The organism is Paenibacillus sp. 1A_MP2 (genome assembly GCF_052244825.1).
Lineage (GTDB): Bacteria > Bacillota > Bacilli > Paenibacillales > Paenibacillaceae > Paenibacillus > Paenibacillus vandeheii.
In genome coordinates this window covers 1,588,986-1,611,373 of record NZ_JBQQCS010000001.1, presented here as the reverse complement: position 1 = coordinate 1,611,373, position 22,388 = coordinate 1,588,986, and the positions used below count along the sequence as shown (strand labels likewise).

The window sequence follows — 22,388 nt, the reverse complement described above, 5'->3', positions numbered from 1 at the left end:
TGATTTTATATGGATTTAATTTCACAAAAAAAAAAGAATCTCCAGCTGGAGATTCTCTAAAATTTTTATCAAGAAGTTATATGAGACTTGATGTCGTCTGAATTTGCACCAATGACATGAATTTGGATCGTTTTCTGATCACACAAGTACTGCGATTGATTTGGCTTGTATGAACTTCCGTAGAAGTAACGGTAGGTGCTGATTACCATGTTGTAGGAACCATCTTTAGCACTCTCGTTTACAAAAACTTCCTTTGTGTTTTTCATGTTGAATGCATTATGCATTGGCATTTCATAGACTTGGCTGAGATTATCCCATGAACCTGATTGAGCTGGACTCGTCAAGCTGTACTTAACGTGATTCCCAAACTTATCGGCAAATGGCATTTGAACACTAAGAGTGGTAGGTGCTGTTACAGTTCCGCCGTACTGACGAGTTACTGTTCTAAACGAACAATCGCCAGGCCACCCTTTAGGAGAGTTACGATACGTGTTTGTATCGAACTTAACGATATATTTAATCTCAAATCCATATCCAGCTTTTACTTTCGCTTGATCTGGTCGAGCTAAGATATCAACCCAACCATCTCCACCGAGTTTATCTTTCGTCAGTTTGCTTCGGAACATTACATTGGTTATCTTGTATTCCTCGTAATAGTTTCTTGTATCAGTCCACGTATTGTCATAGGTTGTGATGCAATAACTACCCGATCCCCAACGGTTTGACCAGTAATATCGATAACCTTCACGATCATGGATATAGTGAGTTTCTGACCAAGTATTGCGATTGTTTACGACCAAACAAGTCTCTGGGTTAGAATCCGTCATATATGCCATTACTGCACTCGTATCGATGTTGTCAGCATAAGGATTTGTTGTGCTTGTAGATGTTTCAATTATCCGCCTCGGTGGTGGGTTAATCTCTACTGTAAAGGCATTTGAAATACCATTTGATCCCGCACTAAGCGATACATTGGGTACAGTCCATGAGAATGGATAATCTACGTTTGCTGGAAGTGTAACTATTTCTTCCTTAACAACTCTACCATTCCGATCTCGAATTTCAATTTCAACATCTCGATCCGAGTTTTCAGGGTTAATGTTCGATGCTATGAATTCGAATGTCAGCGTCTCATTCAAAGTAGAAGATGGACCGATAACTGATGTAGGAACAATTGTGAAATTGCTTACGCTCAGATTGTTGGTGGATCTCCATACTTTTGATGCTTTATCATTCGAAGGGTCAGAACTTTGATTACCGAAACTTGCTGAAGCGTTGAACCAGTGGATTTGGAAGTCCGCCTTAATGCTCGGTACAAGAGGTGTAATCGCATCTCTAATCTCGATTACTGCCGTATCCCCTTTAAAGGTTAACGCCTTCGTTGCTGAAACCTTGTCATGGTCAATATAGACGGTTCCTGTATCGTTGAGAGCGATAGAAACAGCCGCATATGGGTTGTAATAATCGTTTGGATCACCAACCAGTTTGTTACCAGTGACTTTTTTCACTGTGATTCTCACACCATGAGTCATCCCTGGAACAACATCGTTAGTAACGTTTCCTTGATTATCAAGAAGCTCGATAGAACTTTCTACAAGTCCGATATCTTCTTCTTTAATCTTGAATCGAAGTCGCCCATCGTCGTCACCTGTGTAGATATTGTCATTGTAGAGCTTGAATCCTGGAGAAACCTCAGCACCCAAAACAAATTGTTTTTTTACGTCAGTAGGTACTTTGAATTCCCATTGTAGAATTTCTCCAGATGAATCGTCCTTCGTTTTATCAAAAGTAACAACCTGACCTACATCGATACCGTTGATTCGAGTTGCTGGATCAGCATTCACTCCAGGAATGACATCCTCAGTTATGGCAGTATTCCATTTACCAAGAATTAGAGAGTCTTCGTCAAAAGAAGCCATCTGAATCATTCGAACAGGTGTATATTTTGTTTTACGTCCCTCAAAGTTTGCTTGAACCATGTTCTTAACTTTAGCTGTAATGACTAATGTATCACCTACAGCAACCTCTTGATTGTTAATTTCCCATTTTCTCAAGATGTTGTCGTTATTATTTGCATCAGCAGTCATCAAGCCAACGACTTTACCCGTTTTTTTATCCGAAATTTTAAATTCCACAACTCTCAAATTATTTCGAGGTGGGGATTTCAAAACAAAGGTCGCATAGTAACCGCTTCCGTGCCATGCAGTTACAATCCCTGTTGACAGCTCAGGACTATTGATCAGACTAAACTTTTTTGCGTAAAACGTAGCATCTTCTCTTTCACTCTTACCTGACCTTCTCAGATTTTCGTTCGCTGGCAAGAGATATTTTATGAACCATTGCACCTTTTGCTCAAATCCCTCGGGGTCTTCATCTGGAGAAACATCCCATGCAGATGCTGTTGTTTTAGCAGGATGGCCCTCAACAGCCCTCCAGGGATAGTTCCACCAGCTTTTTTCGAGCGGGTTCCAATCCGATTCGTGATCACCTGACGGCACATCGGACGGAAAATAAGGATTGCTGATTGGAATTCCAGCATCCGATACGCCGAGGTGGCGAAACTCATAATTTTTTCCGAAGTATGCACCCAACTTGTTAGTGTTAACGATGGTAGTCGTCCCACTGTTATCTCCATTGTAGTGATCCCTTGTCTGATACCCTGGATCCATGCTGCCAAGCTTTATGTTTTGCCATATTCCTGTTGCACCTTGTCGTACCAGGTAGGCGTAATCCGTCCCGTTACGCACCAAATTGTTCTCATAGATTAATGAGTGATCAGTGCTCGAATTCCTCATTAGTGCAGGCACTTGTTCTGTTGGGCTGTACCACAGAAATTTGTTTTTGTGGTACTCCTCGTACAGTTTCGTGATACCTATGGAGTCATAATAATTTTTTTGCGGTGAGTTATTGTAGGTAAGATATACTGGCGGCTCGCTGATATCCCTGACTATCTTCCCAGTGCCATCATCCCAATGAGCAGTGACGAGATCACCGCCGAAGGCAAATGCCTTCTGAATCTGATTTGGTTGATTATACTGATAGATTAATAATCCCGCTATCAAACTAAATAACACAAATCCCCCCGCAATTTTCCATAGTTTTCGTCTCCTCATATTTGTAATCGACCTCCTTCTACTTTTAGTCTAAATTTTTTAGTACTTTTGAGAAACACATTTGCTGCGCTATACCGTCTGATCTCTTTTACGCACTTAGAGCAAAGATAATAATGAAAATCGCAAAAAAAGAGACGGATGTCCGCCTCTTCCATCATTATATTTCTTTATTTTTTCGAGATTTTAACGGTAACGCTCTGTTCATTTTCGATGATTGTTATTTGGCGTCCGTCAAGCATAAAAGATTTGTTGATATATTTGGAGATATCCTTTCCGTTGTATCCATCATTCATAACCTTAAAGAGCTTATCGTATTCTTTCGGCAGATAGAAGCGGAATAGTTCGCGGCTGACATACGGTATAGTGTTGCTAACATTCTCCTGATTTTTGTCACCATACCAAGCAAGAAAATCGATATTAGCGATAGCTCCTTCCGCAAGACCCACTCTTACTTTTCCTAAACCTTCGTATGCATCCTGCCCATAGGGGTTATACCAAATTCCTCGCTGGAATCCCAACTCGTCTTCCAAGATCTTTCTGTTTGTCTGATAGTCGCCTGTTGCTGATGATTTCATTTGCGGCAAGACCCATTCTGATGGCACAGGATATGACAAATCCAGTTTCTTAGTCTCCGCACCAATCAGTTTGATATCATAGCCAAAAACGGTCTTTGCCGCTTCCAATGGAACGTAGAGTTTTCCATCTATAATAGATGATTTTTCTCCGCTCGGAACAATAACATTATTCATCGTTTTGGTGACAAGGGGTACACTCTTTCCATTTAACTTTATAGTAGTTTTGTTTGCTGAAATCTCTATAACAGCATCCTTTTGACGGATTATAGCCGTTTGAGTATTATTGTTCCATTTAATGCTGTCTCCAGTTGCTTTGACTATCGGAGCAATAGGGACACTGAGGCTATCAAACCCTTCAGCTACTACCATTTGTTGTGTTAGAGTCGTTCCATTAACCTCAATCGTGTATGCGTTTTTGGTCTCCGCCGCTGAACTTGTCTGTACGCTTGCTGACATTAACAGTATTGCTGTTAGACACGATGCGACAATTTTTATTTTTTTCATTTTAATCCCCTCCACTTTCCCTTTTTTCTTTAATTTTATATGGAATAGTTAATGCAATATATGGATTTTGTGTCGAACCTTGTTTGAGCTTCTGTTTAAGATGTTATACACCGTTTGTACGCATTCATTCATACAAGTTCTGAATATTTGCATAAAAGTTGTGAAGTTGTTCTTAACTTTTACGAAGATGCTCCCATCCACCAGTCCTCTTCCGCCAAAATGTCAAAAAGGAGTTCAAGTCCTTATTGAATTCCTTCAGTGGATAGCCCTCTACTTGTTGATTAGCCATATTTAAGCTAATCTGCAAAAGATCGATCAACTCTTGTTTCACTGGCCTTTTTTCTCTTTCATGAAATAAAGCGGAAATGATAATGTCAAAAATATAGCCGATACCCAGCTCTTCTCTCATCTGATAATACAAATGAAACGTCTCTCGATTCTTCAGCAAATACATAGCAAGAAAGCGTCTGGCTCGATGATTAGTATTAATCTTGGCTATAATCTGGCTGATCGTGTTTGTCTCAAATAGATACTCCCACATTTGCTCCAGATACTCGCCGAATTCCTCTTGATCAAATTGCATCCTCCTCTTCCCCTTTCAGAACTCAAGCTCTTCAGCCCCCGACTCAACGGCTTTTCTAACTCTCTGGGCAAATCTCAAGCTATCAGGACCCGTTGTAAATGCTTCTTGGCAATCAGCGCAATAGTATTCAGGCACATTGTATATTGTAACGACTTTATCCTTTATTCGCCCTTGCTCGTTCTTATATTGCAACCGAGACAGTCCTCCGCATACACATATCGTTTTCATCAGCTATCATTCTCCGCTGTCCTGATGATTATCTTGTTTTGCTCAGCAACGACTATACACTTGTCTCCAATAGCAATGTTCGCTTGTTTCAATATGGCAATCGGGATGATAAATACGCACTCTTCTTCATCGGCAATGACTTTTATAAATTGATGTTGGTAATCCACTGCTTCCTCTCCCTTTTATTCATTTTTATAATGTTTAGATGCAAACTCTATTAAATAAATCAAGCGCTCAGTCGTCTTCTGACCGAGCGCTTTAAAATGACACAGTTTTAATTTCGCAAATAGACGATAATCATTGTAGGCATCTCAAACAGGTTGTTATAGATACATTATATTATTTTTAAATGTATATAAAAAACATTTTTTCTATATTGTTACTTTTATAACTCCATTGAAACCAATCCATCATCTTAATCTCTCTTTATTTCTTGCCGATTGAAACAGTGACCCAACTTGTACCATTGTGACCTGTACCCTCTGTAATTCTAATCTCGCGACCTTCCAATTTAAAAGGCTTGTTTAGATGTTTAGATACATCCTTTCCATCGAACCCATCCGACATAATCGTAAACAACTTCATATGCTCATGAGGAAGAAACATTTTAAAAAGTTCGCGCGAGACATAAGGTATTTTGTTGCTATTGTTTGCTTCTGTTTTTGACCCATACCAGCTTGTGAATTGGATATCATACATGTATTTCGAATTGTCGCCCAAGTAAATGACCGTGAGAGGATAGTTCGAATACGCATTCTTCCCATAGGGATTAAAAGAGCGTCCATCTGTGAAACCAAGTTCCGCATCCAGTATTTTACTGTTTCTACGGTGGTCGTTGGTAGCAACTGATACAATTTGCGGGGGTATCCAATTCGCAGGGGGAAGAAATTGAAGATCAGGCTTCCATTCTGGCAACGGCTTTGGCTTAGGAATAGGTGTTGCTTCATAGTCGCCTACGAATTGCGACTCTTTGTTTAGTTCTCCTACATGAACGACAGGCATTGCTTCCCTGACTGAGGTTTGAATTGGATACCCCAAAACCTCAGTCAAAAAATCGATAGGAACAAATAGCTTGTTGTTGACCACCATCGGTGTATACGGTTCATAATTTGAACCATCGGTAATAATTTTTTTAGATACGGGGATAGATTTGTTGTTTACAAGTGCTGCGCCCTTATTTTCATAAATACTGATTTTAGATCCATCGTTTTTCTCGATATATCCACTTTCAGCTTGATTAATCCAGAAGAATTTGTCACCCATGCCACGTACAATTGGTTCAACGGGTATATATGTGTTTTCTGCCAGGTAGAAAGGCTCCCCTAAGATCGATGCCACTGGATCTCCATTTATATTCAGACGAGATGGATTCGATGTCTTAGTTGAGGTGATAGGAATATATTGCAAAAAAGATGAATCCGAAGGATTAAGAGGGCTTTTTAATAACTTCCCCTTTCCTTGCTCTAACAGGTTCTTGATGAACTGCACCGCTTCGGCACGCGTTAAATACCCTTTAGGGCTATAACCTTCAACAGACAATTGAGCAGGATTACTACCTTTGGCAAGACCGCTATCAAGCATGTATCTAACAGCTTCGTCTCCCCTATAATGCACTCCTTGCGTAGCTGATATAAGTTCAGCAACCTTGACCCGAGTCATTTCACGGTTGCGTGTGCGATTATCCCCTTCCTTTGAATTAGGGTAGCTCAATTGATCGGCAAACTTGTAGTAATTATTCGCCCATTGCCCATTCTCATCGGATTTAATTTCGGGTTGAAAGGCTCGAATTAATATAGCGAGAAACTCCGCTTCTGTTACCAAGTTGTTTGGTTTAAAGCTTCCATCCTCGTATCCCTTGGCAATGTCGTGTTCCAATGCCCATTGTATTGTTTCCTTTCCCCAATGCTTTTCCACATCTGGGAAGACGGTAGATGCTGAGACAGGTGAACAGATCGTGATGAATAAAGCAGAAAATATCAACAAGGTTGGCACTGCTTTTCTTTTCATAGTATCCCCCAATAAAATAGTTACTTTAAGTAATAATCCAAATCGCAAGAGCCAACAAATCTACTCCACGGTACAAGAAAGTAGATAGTCGTTTGAGGTTAAAGACGTAATGACGGCAATTCGCTTGGATTCGATGGCTCAGTCGGTCTTTGTAGCAGACCACCAATACCATAATCCACAAAGTTTTTAACGAACTGTACGGCTTCCGTACGAGTCAAACCGTTATCGCCTTCAAAGCTTTTGATGGAGACTTCATTTGGATTCTTGCCCTCTGCAAGACCGAATGCAAGCAGATAGTGAATCGCATTGTTACCACTAAAGTTCACGCCTTCTGTCGAGGATATCAATTCTGCTACTTGCTGACGGAGGATCACTTTATTCCTCGAAGCAATGTTCGTATAGCTTTTTACAGGGTAGTTCAGCTCTTTAGCACGTTTGTAGTACACTTCTGCCCAATTCTCCGATTTTGAAGACGAAAGCGTTGGTTCAAACGCACGTAGCATCATCGTCAAGAATTCAGCTTCGGTTACGCTCTTGTTTGGCTTGAACGTTCCGTCCTCGTATCCTTTAATCATGTCCTTCGAAATTGCCCAATCCACCGTTGATTCGTACCATGCCCCTTTTTTCACATCCGAAAAAGTAACTTTTTCAGCGGCATCCACGCTTTGTGGAATCGATGTTGCGACGAGCACGATAAATAGTGCGATTGTGAGGAGCTTAAACTGCTTTTTAAACATAATTATGTACGCTCCATTTCTATATTATGGGGGAGTTGCATTAACAACTCCCCCTGGTGCTTATCGAATTGTAAACTCCAACATCAACGGGTTTTTCAGTTCAAAGCTTTCATTCGAGTCTTTACTCGCTTTGCCCTTCATTGTCGTATCGAGAATGATCGTGAACGTTTCTTTCGAATCGAACTTACCATTCAGCGGAGTAACAAAGATTCGATTGAACAATACATGAAATTTCACGTTCTCAACCAACTCGCCTTTGCTGTTTAAAACAAAGATATTTTTTCCTGGTTGAATAGAAGCTTCATTAATGTACCTGTAGTTCTCACTCTTCATTGCAACTTGTAAACTGATACCAACTGGAACGACATTGCGAAGCTCCTTTTCGTTGGAAGATCTTCGATTTTCAGCTCTTTTTTGAGTGTCTCCAATTCCTTTTGAAACTCATCACGTTTCTCTATGTCAGTCATGGAGTCAATTGCTGACTTTGCACCAACGAAATCAATGATAGTCAGCGATTCCTCCGCTTTCCCAAGAGCTTTTTTCACTACATCAATCTCAGTATTAACTTCTGGAGTTTGTGTTCGAATCATAGGAACATCTTCAATTTCGGCTGGGTCTATCGAATTCGTTGGAGGCGTTGCCACAGGAGCGGCTTGAGTTCTTGCATCAAGCGTAACACCAGCAGAAACATTGCCACTTGCATCAACTGTTTTTACAACAATTGTATAAGGTTTATCTGCAACCAATCCCGTAAACTCATAGGACGAAATTGTAGTATCAGTAACAAAGTTTCCGTTAACAAACAGCTTCACCTTTGCAAAATCGCTATCCGTTGGAATAATCCAACGTGCTGTGATCGTTGTTTGGCTTATAGTGTCCGTTATCAACCCCGTTACTTCCGCAGGAGCAGTTGTGTCAACTGGAGGCGTTACAACAGGTGTTGCTTGCGTTCTGCCTACAATCGAAGTACCGATGGATTCATTTCCGTTTGCATCTACTGTTTTAACAACAATTGTATAAGCTTTATCCTCTGTCAGACCAGCGAATTCGAAGAACGAGTTCGTTGTGTCAGAAACAAACGTTCCATTTAGGTAGACATTTGCTTTCGTATAATCTGCATCTATTGGATTTACCCACCGAACACGAATGGTATTAACAGTCGCATTAGAAACTTCCAAGCTCGAAACCTCGCCAGGAGCCGTTGTGTCAACTGGTGGCGTTACAACAGGTGTTGCTTGCGTTCTGCCCACAATTGAAGTACCGATGGACTCATTACCATTTATGTCTACCGTTTTCACAACGATCGTGTAATCCGTGTTCTCTGTCAGACCAACGAATTTGAAGAACGGGTTCGTTGTGTTAGAAACAAACGTTCCATTTAAGTAGACGTTTGCTTTCGCAAAATCTACATCTAATGGATTTGTCCAAGAAACATCAATGGAAGAATTCGTCTCTCCGACCACCGTAAAGTTGGCAACTTCGGCTGGAGCCGTGTTATCAACTGGCGGAGTTGTGTCAGGCAAAGCCTTCGTTTTGGTCATAACATAACGACCAGACGATTCATTGCCATTAGCATCTACTGTTTTCACTTGAAGGACATAGTTCGTATCCGCAGTCAAACCATTGAATACATAACTTGTTCCTGGTGTTTCACCAACGAGTGTTCCGTTTAAATAGACATTCGATTTAACGAAGTCTGGATCGCCTGGATTAACCCATGATACTGCTGCTGTCGTGGTAGTCACTTCTCCAACCGTCAGATTACTTACATCTGCTGGAGGGGTTGTATCCACTACAGGTTGATTGTCCTTTGTTGTTACAGTGACCATTTGACCCGCAGATTCATTTCCATTTGCATCAACCGTTTTCGCTTTAAGCTCATAGTTTGTGCTTGGATTCAATCCAGTAAATACATACCGTGTTCCAGAAACATCCCCAACAAAAACACTGTCTTTGTAGAGGTTAACCTTTTCAAAATCTGCATCGCTTGGATTTATCCAAGCGATTTCCGCAGACGTTGTGGTCACTTCGCCAATACTCAGTCCAGAAACTTCATCAGGAGCCGTTGTGTCAGCAACAGGGAGATCATCTGTCGTCACTGTTAGGGATTGACCAGCGGATACGTTACCCGATGCGTCTTCGGTTTTAAAATCAAACACATAAGTCGTGTTTGGAGTCAGACCTGTAAACTCATGTTCCGTAGTCGTGGCACTCCCCACTGACGTTCCGTTTTGAGTCAAATTAACTCTCAGGAAATCTGAATCAGTTGGGTTTGTCCATGTTATTTTTGCTGATGTTGTAGTTTTCTCAGCAACAGCAAGGTTACTTACTTCCGCGGGTGCAGTAACGTCTGCATCTGTTTTCGCTACAACCACTTCACCAGCCGATTCATTTCCGTTTTGATCCAAAGATTTGACCGCAATGGTGTAAGAAGTATTCGATTGCAGGTTTTCCAGCGTAAACACTTCGCCATTTGTCGTACCAACTTTTACATTGTTCGCAAAAATATTATTCGTTACGAAGTCTGCATCTTGTGGATTCTTCCAGCTAAGTGAGATGCTGTTTTCGGTTTTATCACTAATGGCAAGATTCATTACTTCCGCAGGAGGAGTAACATCCTTGTTGAATGACAGCGAACCAAATCCGTACTCAATATCTCGTCCTGGTGCTCCCAGATCAACGGCATATTTTTTAATTTCCTCACGTAGTTCAACATTGCTCATGGTTGGATATTTTTGCATCAACAGAGCAATCATACCTGTTACGTGTGGGGCCGCTTGTGAAGTACCGCTTGATTTACCATAACCGCCAGTGCCATCGGCTTTCACATACGTTGAAATGATATCAACGCCTGGAGCCGCAAGTTCGACTTCCTCACCAACAGAAGAGAAACCTCCGCGTTGATTCAGATTGTCTACTGCCCCAACTGCAATGACACTATCGTATTTTGCTGGATATTGTATGGTGTACGTATCTAAAGGTATTCCTTCTTGCTCATTCCCTGCCGTTCCCACAATAACGATTCCTGCGTCGTAGGCATTATCAATCATTTCTTTAAAGAGTGACGAATCTGTATCCATACCAAGGGAAATGTTGATGATGTCCATTCCATTCTGAATAGACCATTCAACTCCTTCAAGTACGTCAAGTATCGTTCCTTCGCCGTCTGCTCCTATGGCTTTCACGGCATAGATTTGAGCGTCAGGTGCGATCCCTACTATACCGCCATTTCCACTTTTAGCGGCGATAATACCAGCAACATGAGTACCATGCCCTCTATCATCGTTATAACTTGTCGTGTAGTCTACGGTCGAAACGCCGCCTGCAATCGTTAATTCGCTGTGCGCGAAAATGCCCGTATCAATAACTGCAACTTTAACGCCTGCTCCTGTGTAGCCTTCATCCCACCTTTTCGTAGGTTGAATAGCTTGGAAGTTCCATTGGCTTTGCTCCGCTGGGATGGAAGTAACTTTGATATCTCCACCAGTGACTCGGAATTTAGTGTTTCGTTCGATATACGCAATATTCGGATCACTCGCCAATTCATGTAAATCAGCACTCGTTACCGTAGCGGCTACTGCGGGAATCGTTTCGAATTCGTGTTTAATATCAACACTTTCATCGACTATGGCTTTCTTTCCATCTGCATTTTTGTACACAATAATGACTTCTTGCACGCTTCCAGTCTGGCTACCCGCATGTGCTATTCCCGCATTCAGCAGTAGGGATATTGCTAAGCTTGTAGCGATTATACCTTTATGTTTCCCCATTTCTCTCTCCTTCATGTTCCCTACGTTCTGTCTCTCATAATACTGTTGAGAGAATCGCAGAGTTTGCAACAAAATCAATGCATATTCTTGATTTGCGTCATCAAGCGTGCTAAAAAGCGAGTTTAGCTCGGCAATATTTTTTGCCTGCTTATTTTTTGGAGTCAAAAACGCACCTCCACTTCCCAAATTGTGTTATAAACACAATCTACCATTTTTATTTTGTGTTGTAAACTCTTTTTTTGGGTTTTTATTGTGTTGACTACGTTGTTTTTGTGTTGTACATTTAGATTATCTGTAGTTAACAGTGGAGGTGTGTCTATGCACGACAGAATCAAGGCTATCCGCGAAGCCCTAAAAATGAGTCAGCGCGAGTTTGGCGAAAGACTTGGAGTCAGCCGAGATGTCATTTCAAATCTTGAGTATAATAGAGTTCCGATAAAAGAATTGATGATCAAACACATTTGCGAACGTTATGGCGTTGACGAACGATGGCTTGCTTCGGGAGAAGGCGATATGTTTCTAAGCGAATGGCAATCCAATAAGAAACTTGATGAGGCGATTGCTATTTTCAAAGAATTGCAACCCGAATTTCAAGATTTTGCTCTGGAGCAGATCCGCAAGTTAGCAGACTTACAAGCAAAGCAAAATACTGAATTGGATTGAATTCGTTAAAATTAATACCGTTACCTTTAGAACATTAAAAAAACACTCAGGCATCAATTAGCCTAAGTGTTTAATTTGTTTTTGAAGCGATCGTATTTGATGGTCAACAGACTTCTCCCCTTATAGTTCAACCTCTTCAATGCCACCAACAATGCTTATCTTTAATATGACGTCCTCCACGTCCATTTTGTCTAATGAAGCTCCTACTACATTCTGTGCCGCAGTATAAAACTCTTGCATCGCAAATGCACCCAATGCAATAACCAAACCAGCAACGATCACAGTCTCAATCGAGACGTATCCTTTTTGGTTTATCATCCATTTTTTCAACATGTTAACTCCCCTCTCTTCTCGATTTATATATTGTTAATATAGTAAAAGTTCCGTTAATTCATAACTCAAATAGGTCTAATCCCTTTCAATTTATGAAAGCTCGAAATGCACCCGATATGGCTTGACTGGAGCTCGCACGCATCAGCTCCTCCAAATAATGAAGAAAACTATTGTAACTCTCCATCAGTAGTTTGCCTTCAATGAAAATTGCAAACAATGAGGTATCAACCCGAGCCGTTTGCCATGACGAAATCTCGATACTATCGTACACATTGTTTTGCTGGAAAAAGCGAAATTCCTTTTCTTCCGCCAGCTCAATAATTTCAACAAGCGATTTCCTTTTTTCAATTTCTGAAAGGAGTTCAGAAAAATCTTCCGCATAACTCTGATTATAAAGTGAGAACTGCTCGCTTAAAAACATATGCAACTGCTCTTGCACAACCGATTCCTTGATGATAAAGGAGACATTCTCCTCTGATTCCTCGAAATCAAAGAGTTCCAAATCAACCAATTTGCCAAGTTCATTTTTGATTTTCTCAATCGTTGTTTTCTCAATTTCTTTTTTTCTGATCAGCATTTGATGACAAATTCCCATTTGCAGATATTGTCCCATGTTAATACTCCTCCTCGTTTCAATGATGTTGCGTTCATAACGACATAAAAAAAGTCAGCCTAATTTGGCTGACCCTTGGCACAATCTATGCAGATATAATCGATTAATGGTCCTTGCATTGTATTGCACCTCGCTTAACATTGTTTTGAGCACAATCATACAGCTAAACCTAAAGACGGTCAACCATAATTTAGAAGGTGTTACCTTGTAAACAGTATAGGAATGTATCATGTAATTGAGCACCATAGTGCTAAAATCATTTCCAAATATCGAGAGGGGATTGAATATGTCGGAGCATCTGAAAAATATTAAGATCTATGGGATGGCAGTCAATAATTTTGATATTAGCGCTTCCGAATTGATTGATCTGCTTCATCGGAGAAGTGGCTCTCTATCCCCTCAATTATGACTCAACTGAGTGTGAGAATTTATTTCTTTTAATTGTATTAGTTCTTCTTCTTGCGGATACTTCGATCCGAAGAAGTACGAATAAAATCCCCATGCCGTCTGGACATCCTCCATCGAAACAGATAACAGCTCTGCTTGTTGCTTGAAACTGTCATACACTTCAGGTTTATTAGCCATTAACACTAAAATCTTCGGTAACAGTGCCAGTGGCGTATCTTGAACCACGTTCTTCTCGGTTAGTAAAAATCCTCCGTTGATTACCTTCAAGAGTCCGTATCTCAGCAGGAATCCTAACTTCTTGCATGTTCCTGTATATGACAACCCATATAACTTAGTTATTTCTTTTTTGTCAATCTACAGATACTATCTTTGTCTGTATTATCCTCAATGATTTTGAGCAATTTCTCATAGCCAGCTATTGTGTCACGAATCTTTTGTACGCCATCCATTACCTTCCCTCCTACTTTCCCTCTGCTGAATCAGCCTGACCCATTATTGCTATTATATCAGCATGAAATAAAAATAAGGGGATGGCTTTCTTCATTTACATTAAAGTGGAAAAACAAAGATTTTTTTTTGGACAGGTGCAACCGAATGCCATATTCATCGTTTAATAGGTCAAAAGCAAATTCGAAAAGTAAAAATAAACATTTAAAAGGGGGCTGGTATGGCGTGAAGACATTAACTGCTGTTGAAGGATGGGTTTCAAACAGCTCTGAAATTCAGGGGAAATATCGGAATGAGCAGGGAATTGGACTTTCTGGTTTCTATCGGAGAGATTACAAAGAAACTTCTGATATGGTGGTCATGGGTAATGGACACTCCATGCTGAGGTATAAATATCCCAAGGTTTCGAATATCCCGTTTTATTCTCCTATGGTTCGTTGGCACAATTTGTTCTTTTGTGGCGGATATTCAATCAGGTTTCCAAACGGAGAGCGAACTGACACCTATGATCGCCTATTTGATGCCATTAGGACTGGATTGAAACCAACTGGCTTTTGGCCATTAGCATCACAAGAATTGGAAGAAACTCTTCATAAAGTGAATCAGACTGATTTGGTATGGAAAGTGTCCGATAACAGTCATCCGAACTTTCAGTATGAAATCGGCGTGGCAAACAAAGGCAAGATGAAGAATCATTTCAATTTGAACAAAGTGATCGAATCGTACCAGCTCTTTAGCAAAAGACTCGGCTACGATCTTCTTTCCAAAAAGGATGAGGATATCATTCTAAGCTATGAAGATGTTGATTTGGCATGGTTCCTTGAGGGATTTGATTATGGAGATCCAGGAAAGAAAAATCATGACCACGTTTTGACAGGTTTGATTCTGGGGTATCCCGTTGAATCAACGGTAGCACTGCTTACTGGACGGATATATTAACAGCTCACTTATACAAACGCATAAAGGAGATGAGAGAATTGATCTCAACAGTCGAAACACAGAAATTTGTACGCTGGTCGAAAGTTCCTGAGCATCTGAAAACGAAAACCCAATTAAAGGAACTGGGATTAAAGCCTCTTGATGAGACTGACTTTCAGGCAACGATAAAAGTACGCCAACACGGTGCTACGAGGGAATTCAACTTGTACAATGTTTCGTTGACACGTCCAATCAAAAGAAGAGTGGCGAAGATTGACAAAATAAAAATTACGCCTGAAACGATTGCAGAATCACTATATGTAGTCAATAAGTCGGCGAAGAAAAGTAGAGATACAAAAGAATTAAATTATGATTGGGGTAATCACAATATTGTAAGTAGAGCTAAGACACGTCAAAACCAACTATACGCCTTGAAAGAGAAAGTACTAAAAAAGTGTATCGTTAACGGAATCGCTGAAGTTTTGGGGGTTCATACTCAAAAGCTTGTACACTCGCGATTTGAATGGTTAGACACAGATGAAATTGTCGGTTCTGATATCGAATATGATCTTGAAACCGCTGAACTGGTTGAAGTTACTTTTTATCGACGAGAGCAGAAAGAGATCTGTGAACAAACCACAAGCCACTTCCTTTTGATAAAAATCAGTGATTTTTCATTCCATCTTCCAGCGACGAAAAAACAGACTAAGCATAAACGCTTCCTGGGCACAATCGACAAAATCCCTGCGGAGAAGACGAGGAAAACAATCATAAAATTTGAACAAGCCGTAAAATTATTGAATGAATTTATAGAGACATAACTCAGTATGTTGAAAGGATTAAATACTATAAGAGGATCGAAAATCGGTATATCCCCGATTATTTCGATCCTCATCACGGTATTCCCTGTATAAGCAACATCAAATTCAAGTTAACGCCTCAAAAGATTCGCATGCTTAATACCATCTAAAAACTGATTTGTGATATCATAGTCCACAAATTGTACTTCAATTTTCTCCTGATTAAATCGATCAATATGCCATTTCTCTAAAATATGAGTAAGTCTTGAGTCTCTTCGCTCTTTTGAAACAAAGTCGATAGTTACCGATTCAGCCTGCGACTTTAGATGATTGGAAGCAAACTCGTCAATGGATACGACGCCCACCTTCAGCTCAATCTGACACTCGAAAAAGCGAGTGAACATATGGTACATACATGCGATATGCGTGGCTACTTTATATACGTTTGACCTGTTGAAAATATCAAAAATAAGAGCTGTGATCTTAACCTGACCTTCGCTAACTTTAATTTGTGCGATGTATGCATTAAACGAGAGCATCGTATCAAGTGTATAATGATGAACTTTTTCTTCCTTGCTTAAATCCTGGCTTCGCTTAGCAATGTTATCAATGCGATCCATTGAGGACACTTCAGGAAGATAGAGTCGCCCCCTCCCTTTCCCGTCCGATGCTTTCGATCCTTTCCTCAATCCCTGTCCCATTCTCTGCTTGATTTTCTGCATTTTATTGATATCTTGTTCGACCGATAGCATGTCCAAATACTTTTGGAGGGTTGCTTCATTTTTCATTTTTTCCAGGAAGGAAAGCCCTTGATTCTTGTTGTATAAAATCGTGCTGTTGTCACGTTCCAATAGATCAATGATTGTTCCAAGCGTTACCCTTGTACATTCCTTTTGAATGCGTGGGATAACTTTGTTCAAAATATATTGGTTTTTAAAAATGCTGATCAAAATCCTTTCATTTCCCAAAGCTTTCTTGACTGATGCAACACTGTAGCTGTCTGGCTTTTCCTCTAAAAAACGGATAGCATATTTCTTCATGACAAGCATTTGGAGTTGGGTTTTCTTGCCGAAAGCCGTGAATGACTCTTTTCTTAAAACATCGTTATTAATAAGTTCAGTTATCGAGCCGTAAAATGCCGAGAAGCTTCTTGCCATGCGTATCGTTTGAGCATAATGAAAGAGTTGCTTCATCAGCATTACTTTGTTGCCGAAACGGTAGATAATCTCAAGGTATACTCGATACTTCTCGCAAACCGTTTGTTTATTAGCATTCGATATAGTCATAATTTTAATTCCTCCTCTCAAACTCTGATTGGTTCATAATGGCATCCAAGCATGCTGACGAATGTTTCTTTAGATCTCATTTCCTCGATCCCATACGAATTGGTGATAATTTCAACCCCTACTTCGTTTCCCGCGCTATTGATATATAAGCCATCTGGCATTGATATTAATTTCTCTTTGAGCATATCTTGATACAGCTTTGCTTCCACTTCGTTACCCTCTCTTCGCAGTTCGGAGATGCGATCTTCAAACTCTTTACGAATTAGAGTTTCCGTTTTCCAGCTTTCTCTCGACTCTTCTGATAAGCTAAAATATTTTTCAGCGATTGCTAAATCATGAATAGGGCTTTGAGCATGGTATGCACAACCCAAAGCCCATAGGCGAGCGGCACTTTCACGTCCAAGCTTGCTAAGCTTAAAACAATAATCGCTTTTCCCTTTCTCTTATACGCAACCTTCTCGATAAGACCATCTCGTATAAGGTTTTGTATACGTCTATCAGCTAAGCCGCAAGAGCGGAGATGATCGGAAGAGACATGACCGACTTTGTTCATTGCCGTAAATGCGAGCCGATCTCGGTTGAAAAATTGGGTAACGAGTGGTTTGCTTCTTCTTGCCATTGCTTGCACCTCCTTTTGCTGTATGAATGATTAGTTCGCGGCGACAATATTTATTTGACCATCGTAGATGGACAGTGTGGCATTTGCGTCTCGGAGAGGAGCTTGTCGCGGCGAACTTATGCGACAACATGCTTTGTTGCCTCATCTTAAATGAGGCAATGCCTTTTTGTGTTTCGAAGAAACACTTGTCCCATTGGCAAATGGGGCAACGGCTTTTCCCGAGGGGCGAGTTTCTACGGCTCTGTTTTGCAGTGAGTGCCACAAGGCCGAACGGTCGCCAGAGGGCGAGCACAACAGAGCATGGTGAATCTTATTGAGCGGATTTCCGAAGGAAGATGCGAAATTAGATGTCACCCGTAGAAACGAAGCCCCTTATCCCGTAGATGATAGCATCATAGATTTTGAAGGAGGATTTATAACCTTCTCTCGAATATTGCAAAAAAAAGGCTCCACGCCTTTGGGCGTAGGAGCCTCTTCTCGCTCGCGAGAAGCATGGTTTTCATGTTGTGATGCTGTGCTGTAATTGCAAATGCATGCCCAATTAGATTGTTAGATTGGGCATAAAGCATTATTAGAGTAGTTGACACATCAACACTGGATCAACCTATCTTATTCATCCGACTCTTGATTTGTCAGCGAAATAGTTTATTTTCCTTATTTTATTCTTTCCTCTTCCACTTTAAACAAGTACAACTGTGGTCAGGGTTTAATAAAAGTTCTAACGCCATTTTTGATATTTCAAGTTGATCTCGCCCGATTAAAGTAGTCTTCATATCGTACTTAGTATTTTTCTGAGGCTTTTTTCTATTTACTTTTACCATAACCCAATTCCAGTTCGAGTCTTCAAAAGTCGAAGAATCATTTCATCTAAAACAGGCTTAAAAGCAGTGGCTACTTGTGATTTCTGAATAGAGTGAGAGTCGATATTGGCGAAAAGAGGCGAGTTGGGGAAAACGCTATTCCAACAATAATCAGGATATAGCCGACACACTTCCTGTTTATAAAATTTGTGTGAATCCTCAATAAGGTTGAATCTCGTTCGCAAAATGCCTCCAATCTTGAGATTCGGGTTTAATTCGTCTTGCACATACCTAATTCTGTCCAACCATTTCTTGATATAGTTTAAATTATTTGGGGAGTAAGTCATGATTGCAAAATCGGAGATGGATAGAGATACATTGAATAATTCGTCAGCACATATGCTTGGACAATCTACAACGATGAAATCATAATCATTTTTTGCGCGATTTAGCAAATCTCTCAAAACGACAACAATCTGTGTTGTTTTAAAACCTTGGATATAGAGGTTCGTTGGAATCCCATTGACCCACATGTCACCAGGCAACACATGAAGGTTTTTAGTTATAGGTGTGATATGCGAAATAACATCCCCAGTCTCGAATGCATCACAAACCGTTTTGTTCACTATATTATCGTGCAATAACACCTCCGTAAAGTTGCATTGTCCACATAAGTCAAGCGCCAGCACTTTGTAATTGGTACTTAACAACTGTGCAAACATGTAGGCGACTGTCGTCTTGCCAGAGCCGCTAATTGTACTACTGATGCTGATCGTGATGGTCATGGTTCACTCACCCCCTATTTTGAGGGTAATCTTAGCTTAAACGCTCGAAAAAAGTCAATATCAAAATAAAAAATATTAATTTTATCACAAATCAGCATCAAAAGTAAATAAGAACTTATCACACATTGTATGAAACATGTTCATACATCCTCATATATGTTATGAACAAGTTATGAACATCCTCACACATATTCGGTAACATGTTCATAACTCTTATGAATTTATTATGCAACCCTACATATAAAGAAGCCGATAAACAAACAGATAGATTGTTTGAGCATTGTTGTTGGCAATGAAAGTTGTTTGCATATTGGAATTTGAAATATAGTCAACTGGGCATGCTTTTGATAGCGTCCTTATAATTTCGTGTCACATAATCCTGAGCGGTTTCCCTTGCCTCTTTTAAAGATTCCCACAATATCCAAACCTCCTCGCCTGAACACAGATTACAGATGAAGATGTCGATCTATCTACCACTCCTCCTACTAAAATCTCGCATTTAAAAAGAAAAGTACCGAAGAATCGCCTAATTCAGACGAAAACTCGGTACTTCCTATTAATTTCCCTTCCTTTCCCCGATTCATTCCTTGATATCGGATCAAATAGCGAGTGAGGAAGTAAAGGGAGATTTGTGTTTATACTGCTTTTTACCAGAAAACCACCCTTCCAACACCCTGACGACTCTCATTTCAGTCGATTTCATGGACTTGGATTTGATCATAAGCTGACAACGCAATCATTTTACTTGCTATTTCAGTCTTGTTCTACCCCACTGTTTCCCAAACTCTTCTACTTTACCATCAAGCAAATAGATGGACTGTAATCGGTATATCGTTTCCCCTTTGTCTAACAAAGATCAAAACACCTTTCCTTCCTGTCTAAGTGGGTATAGGTAATGGTGTAAGCAGAACCATATCAAGCTCGGTAATGATGTTAAGCTTATCCAACTCCCAGAGCTTTAAACACAGCATCAGTAGGATCCGAGTAAAATACAGGTTGAACCTTTATCAGCAGGTCAGCAGGAACCGTTTGAAAGTCTACTACAGAGGAGGCGGGAATTAGAACTTTCTTCGCTCCTGCATCCACGCAAATCTGAAGAGTATTAGCAAACTCCTCGACTTTAGCAATTGTACCGCCAACAGTCATATTACCAAGCACGACCATTGATTCTTGAACGGGTCGCTCCAATGCACCTGAGCATAGTCCAATCAATTCGGCAATCGCTAATTCATCTGTCAAACCAATGCCTTGCATATCACTAATATGCATCAAATAATCCTTGGTCTTCGTGCTAATCGAGCCACTGATACTCTTACTGTTTGCAGTGAAGTAGCGGAAGGCGGTATCCAGGCTCTCTTTCGCTCCTCGATGGGATCCGACACCCGACTTCTCAAACTTCCCTGTCCCCGAAACGACTTGGTTCTCCAATTTGTAAACCCCGATCATGCCAGAATCTCCATGACCAACCGTGTATACATGTCCTGGTTTACCCATTCCTTCAGGGATCAATTTTCCACCGCCTTGTTCTGGCACTGACACATATTCTTCGCTCATTGTTTCCTTATCGATATAGGAGAAATGGACATCGTAAAACTCCATCCCACCTATTTTTTTGAGCTGTTCCTTGACCCTTCTTCTACCTTCGAGAGCATACTTCAAGATCTCCTCGATGTCGTCTCTCGTATACTCCCCGTTTGGATACAGAAGCTTCACCAACCCTGATACCGTTTTACGCACTGCAATAACATCACGTTGATTCAGGTTATTACCCAGCCTAAAATACCGATCCAGAGCATCCGAAAACGAACGCTTCCGCATCTCTCTAAAATATTCAGCCATGTAATCGACGATGAAGCCATACTTATCTGTGAAGAAGTCAGGTCGCATCTTCGGTACTTCCCAGCCTGGGAGATAATAATGCATCCGATCAAAGAATGCAGAGTCATTCGCCATCGCTTCAGGGAACGGTGCAAATAGATGGGATGTCTTGATCAGTGAGTCAAGACTTTGGTTGATGTTACCTACAAATACCATGGAAGCAGAAGCCGCCTTCTCTTCTCTTCCCCGTGCAAATGATCCCGATGCCATGTAATCCTTCATGATCTGTATACCATCTTTGTCCTTAAAGGTTATACCCGCTACTTCATCGAATGCCACCGCATCGTACATTCCAACAAGTCCTACTTTTTTCGAAGACATGTTGTAAAAAAGGTTAGCAACCGTCGATTGTCCACCAGAGACGAGAATCGAGTTAGGCGATATCTCTTTATACACATGAGATTTACCCGTCCCCCGTGGACCGAGTTCACACATGTTATAGTTGTTTTCAACAAGAGGTACAAGCCGAAGTAGTAGATGCCACTTCACTCTGTCCTCAAGTTGGGTTGGCTCCATACCTGTAGAGCGAATAAGTACATCGATCCATTCCTCTTTCGAGAAGCTCTTCCTGCCCTCAAACACCTCGTTCAGATCCATGTTCGGCATTTGAATCGGCTTCAAGCTACTGATGCTAAACGGATTGCTGTTCTTGACCTCTTCATCGAAGAAGTATTCCATCTTTAGCATGCACCAGATCCCGCCTGCCAAGAGCTTGTCGTACTCTTTGACATAGTTCGGCGATATCGGAACCCCTTTTAGTCCCAAGTTAGAGAACTCTGCCACATATGAATCAATCTTCTCATTGAGCGTTACCGTTATCTTATCAATAACGGAGTATTGACCGAGTTCCCGAATTCTCGATTTGACCTTTTCTGCTTCATCTGGTCTTACAAAATTCTCTGAGAGGATCTTCTTGACCCGCTCAATTCCTTCTCGAATGTTATCCTCATCATCTGTCGCCGCATACATGCCAAGCAAATATTCAAGTACATACACAGGGACATTTGCTCCTTCTTTCATAAGCTTCGTTAAGTCCTTCCGAACAACCCTGCCTGAAAACACATCATTGAGCTTGCGGTCTAAATCGAGTGTTTGTACTTCATTTATTGACTCCACTCGGTCTCCTCCCCTCCTCTAAAAATCAAAATCGCTAACTATACCCAAATTGATTGTGAATGGTGTTTTTTCAATGATGATATTCGTCTCGATGTCTTTCGTGATAAGATAATAGTTATTATTCTTGTCATATGGTATTGACTTTAATGCAAAGCGAAGCTTAAATGTACGCTCGTCTGGTTTATCTGATGTTCGATCACAGATG

At 40.7% G+C, this 22,388-nt stretch carries 19 protein-coding genes; 3 read left to right on the top strand and 16 right to left on the bottom strand.

Features of this window, described 5'->3' with window-relative positions:
* Window positions 1-68 precede the first annotated feature (68 nt).
* From ACTWJ7_RS08065 to ACTWJ7_RS08030, 8 genes are all read right to left on the bottom strand, one after another.
* Window positions 69-3,113: an Athe_2463 domain-containing protein gene (locus ACTWJ7_RS08065; RefSeq protein ID WP_443145300.1), complete on the bottom strand. Its 3,045-nt coding sequence runs from the start codon at window positions 3,111-3,113 to the stop codon at window positions 69-71.
* Between the two features lie 167 nt (window positions 3,114-3,280).
* Window positions 3,281-4,192 (bottom strand): stalk domain-containing protein, encoded by a 912-nt coding sequence (locus ACTWJ7_RS08060; protein ID WP_443145299.1) that lies wholly within the window; start codon window positions 4,190-4,192, stop codon window positions 3,281-3,283.
* 172 nt (window positions 4,193-4,364) lie between these two features.
* Window positions 4,365-4,775 carry a hypothetical protein gene (locus tag ACTWJ7_RS08055; protein WP_443145298.1) on the bottom strand — a complete coding sequence of 137 codons (411 nt, stop codon included), beginning with the start codon at window positions 4,773-4,775 and terminating at the stop codon, window positions 4,365-4,367.
* A gap of 227 nt (window positions 4,776-5,002) precedes the next feature.
* Window positions 5,003-5,170 (bottom strand): hypothetical protein, encoded by a 168-nt coding sequence (locus tag ACTWJ7_RS08050; protein WP_443145297.1) that lies wholly within the window; start codon window positions 5,168-5,170, stop codon window positions 5,003-5,005.
* Between the two features lie 259 nt (window positions 5,171-5,429).
* Complete coding sequence (locus ACTWJ7_RS08045) at window positions 5,430-7,010, bottom strand: S-layer homology domain-containing protein (protein ID WP_443145296.1); 1,581 nt, start codon at window positions 7,008-7,010, stop codon at window positions 5,430-5,432.
* A gap of 98 nt (window positions 7,011-7,108) precedes the next feature.
* On the bottom strand, window positions 7,109-7,747 hold the full coding sequence (locus ACTWJ7_RS08040; protein ID WP_443145295.1) for an S-layer homology domain-containing protein: 639 nt from the start codon (window positions 7,745-7,747) through the stop codon (window positions 7,109-7,111).
* Window positions 7,748-7,807: 60 nt separating this feature from the next.
* Window positions 7,808-7,984 (bottom strand): hypothetical protein, encoded by a 177-nt coding sequence (locus ACTWJ7_RS08035; protein ID WP_443145294.1) that lies wholly within the window; start codon window positions 7,982-7,984, stop codon window positions 7,808-7,810.
* A 92-nt stretch (window positions 7,985-8,076) separates the two neighbouring features.
* Window positions 8,077-11,682, bottom strand: coding sequence for a S8 family serine peptidase (locus tag ACTWJ7_RS08030; protein ID WP_443145293.1), 3,606 nt, complete (start codon window positions 11,680-11,682; stop codon window positions 8,077-8,079).
* A 153-nt stretch (window positions 11,683-11,835) separates the two neighbouring features.
* Between ACTWJ7_RS08030 and ACTWJ7_RS08025 the strand changes: the two genes are divergently transcribed.
* Entirely contained in the window at window positions 11,836-12,180 is a 345-nt protein-coding gene (locus ACTWJ7_RS08025) for a helix-turn-helix domain-containing protein (RefSeq protein ID WP_443145292.1), read from the top strand.
* 120 nt (window positions 12,181-12,300) lie between these two features.
* Here the strand turns inward: ACTWJ7_RS08025 and ACTWJ7_RS08020 are convergent, their stop codons facing one another.
* The 3 genes from ACTWJ7_RS08020 to ACTWJ7_RS08010 all read right to left on the bottom strand — a co-directional run bounded on the left by ACTWJ7_RS08020 (window position 12,301) and on the right by ACTWJ7_RS08010 (window position 13,801).
* Window positions 12,301-12,513, bottom strand: coding sequence for a hypothetical protein (locus ACTWJ7_RS08020; protein WP_443145291.1), 213 nt, complete (start codon window positions 12,511-12,513; stop codon window positions 12,301-12,303).
* Window positions 12,514-12,598: 85 nt separating this feature from the next.
* Entirely contained in the window at window positions 12,599-13,126 is a 528-nt protein-coding gene (locus ACTWJ7_RS08015; protein ID WP_443145290.1) for a hypothetical protein, read from the bottom strand.
* 399 nt (window positions 13,127-13,525) lie between these two features.
* On the bottom strand, window positions 13,526-13,801 hold the full coding sequence (locus ACTWJ7_RS08010; RefSeq protein ID WP_443145289.1) for a hypothetical protein: 276 nt from the start codon (window positions 13,799-13,801) through the stop codon (window positions 13,526-13,528).
* Between the two features lie 405 nt (window positions 13,802-14,206).
* Here ACTWJ7_RS08010 and ACTWJ7_RS08005 point away from each other — a divergent pair, with 405 nt between their 5' ends.
* Together ACTWJ7_RS08005 and ACTWJ7_RS08000 are read left to right on the top strand one after the other, a co-directional pair.
* Window positions 14,207-14,920, top strand: coding sequence for a hypothetical protein (locus ACTWJ7_RS08005; RefSeq protein ID WP_443145288.1), 714 nt, complete (start codon window positions 14,207-14,209; stop codon window positions 14,918-14,920).
* Window positions 14,921-14,958: 38 nt separating this feature from the next.
* Complete coding sequence (locus ACTWJ7_RS08000) at window positions 14,959-15,720, top strand: hypothetical protein (RefSeq protein WP_443145287.1); 762 nt, start codon at window positions 14,959-14,961, stop codon at window positions 15,718-15,720.
* 110 nt (window positions 15,721-15,830) lie between these two features.
* Here ACTWJ7_RS08000 and ACTWJ7_RS07995 read toward each other — a convergent pair whose 3' ends face one another.
* The 5 genes from ACTWJ7_RS07995 to brxL form a co-directional block, all read right to left on the bottom strand.
* Window positions 15,831-16,985, bottom strand: a complete 1,155-nt coding sequence (locus ACTWJ7_RS07995) for a hypothetical protein (RefSeq protein ID WP_443145286.1) — start codon at window positions 16,983-16,985, stop codon at window positions 15,831-15,833.
* A gap of 17 nt (window positions 16,986-17,002) precedes the next feature.
* Window positions 17,003-17,194 carry a hypothetical protein gene (locus tag ACTWJ7_RS07990; protein ID WP_443145285.1) on the bottom strand — a complete coding sequence of 64 codons (192 nt, stop codon included), beginning with the start codon at window positions 17,192-17,194 and terminating at the stop codon, window positions 17,003-17,005.
* A gap of 119 nt (window positions 17,195-17,313) precedes the next feature.
* Window positions 17,314-17,604: a hypothetical protein gene (locus ACTWJ7_RS07985; protein ID WP_443145284.1), complete on the bottom strand. Its 291-nt coding sequence runs from the start codon at window positions 17,602-17,604 to the stop codon at window positions 17,314-17,316.
* Window positions 17,605-18,418: 814 nt separating this feature from the next.
* The gene (locus ACTWJ7_RS07980) at window positions 18,419-19,189 is read right to left on the bottom strand and encodes a ParA family protein (protein WP_443145283.1); all 771 of its coding nucleotides are present in this window, start codon (window positions 19,187-19,189) and stop codon (window positions 18,419-18,421) included.
* Between the two features lie 939 nt (window positions 19,190-20,128).
* On the bottom strand, window positions 20,129-22,183 hold the full coding sequence (gene brxL, locus ACTWJ7_RS07975; RefSeq protein ID WP_443145282.1) for a protease Lon-related BREX system protein BrxL: 2,055 nt from the start codon (window positions 22,181-22,183) through the stop codon (window positions 20,129-20,131).
* Window positions 22,184-22,388 lie beyond the last annotated feature (205 nt).

What these genes read in the sequence shown, in the direction of transcription:
- ACTWJ7_RS08065 (WP_443145300.1), bottom strand. Translation starts at nt 3,113, where the DNA reads ATGAGGAGACGAAAACTATGGAAAATTGCGGGGGGATTTGTGTTATTT.
- ACTWJ7_RS08060 (WP_443145299.1), bottom strand. Translation starts at nt 4,192, where the DNA reads ATGAAAAAAATAAAAATTGTCGCATCGTGTCTAACAGCAATACTGTTA.
- ACTWJ7_RS08055 (WP_443145298.1), bottom strand. Translation starts at nt 4,775, where the DNA reads ATGCAATTTGATCAAGAGGAATTCGGCGAGTATCTGGAGCAAATGTGG.
- ACTWJ7_RS08045 (WP_443145296.1), bottom strand. Translation starts at nt 7,010, where the DNA reads ATGAAAAGAAAAGCAGTGCCAACCTTGTTGATATTTTCTGCTTTATTC.
- ACTWJ7_RS08040 (WP_443145295.1), bottom strand. Translation starts at nt 7,747, where the DNA reads ATGTTTAAAAAGCAGTTTAAGCTCCTCACAATCGCACTATTTATCGTG.
- ACTWJ7_RS08025 (WP_443145292.1), top strand. Translation starts at nt 11,836, where the DNA reads ATGCACGACAGAATCAAGGCTATCCGCGAAGCCCTAAAAATGAGTCAG.
- ACTWJ7_RS08020 (WP_443145291.1), bottom strand. Translation starts at nt 12,513, where the DNA reads ATGTTGAAAAAATGGATGATAAACCAAAAAGGATACGTCTCGATTGAG.
- ACTWJ7_RS08015 (WP_443145290.1), bottom strand. Translation starts at nt 13,126, where the DNA reads ATGGGACAATATCTGCAAATGGGAATTTGTCATCAAATGCTGATCAGA.
- ACTWJ7_RS07995 (WP_443145286.1), bottom strand. Translation starts at nt 16,985, where the DNA reads ATGACTATATCGAATGCTAATAAACAAACGGTTTGCGAGAAGTATCGA.
- ACTWJ7_RS07985 (WP_443145284.1), bottom strand. Translation starts at nt 17,604, where the DNA reads ATGGCAAGAAGAAGCAAACCACTCGTTACCCAATTTTTCAACCGAGAT.
- ACTWJ7_RS07980 (WP_443145283.1), bottom strand. Translation starts at nt 19,189, where the DNA reads ATGACCATCACGATCAGCATCAGTAGTACAATTAGCGGCTCTGGCAAG.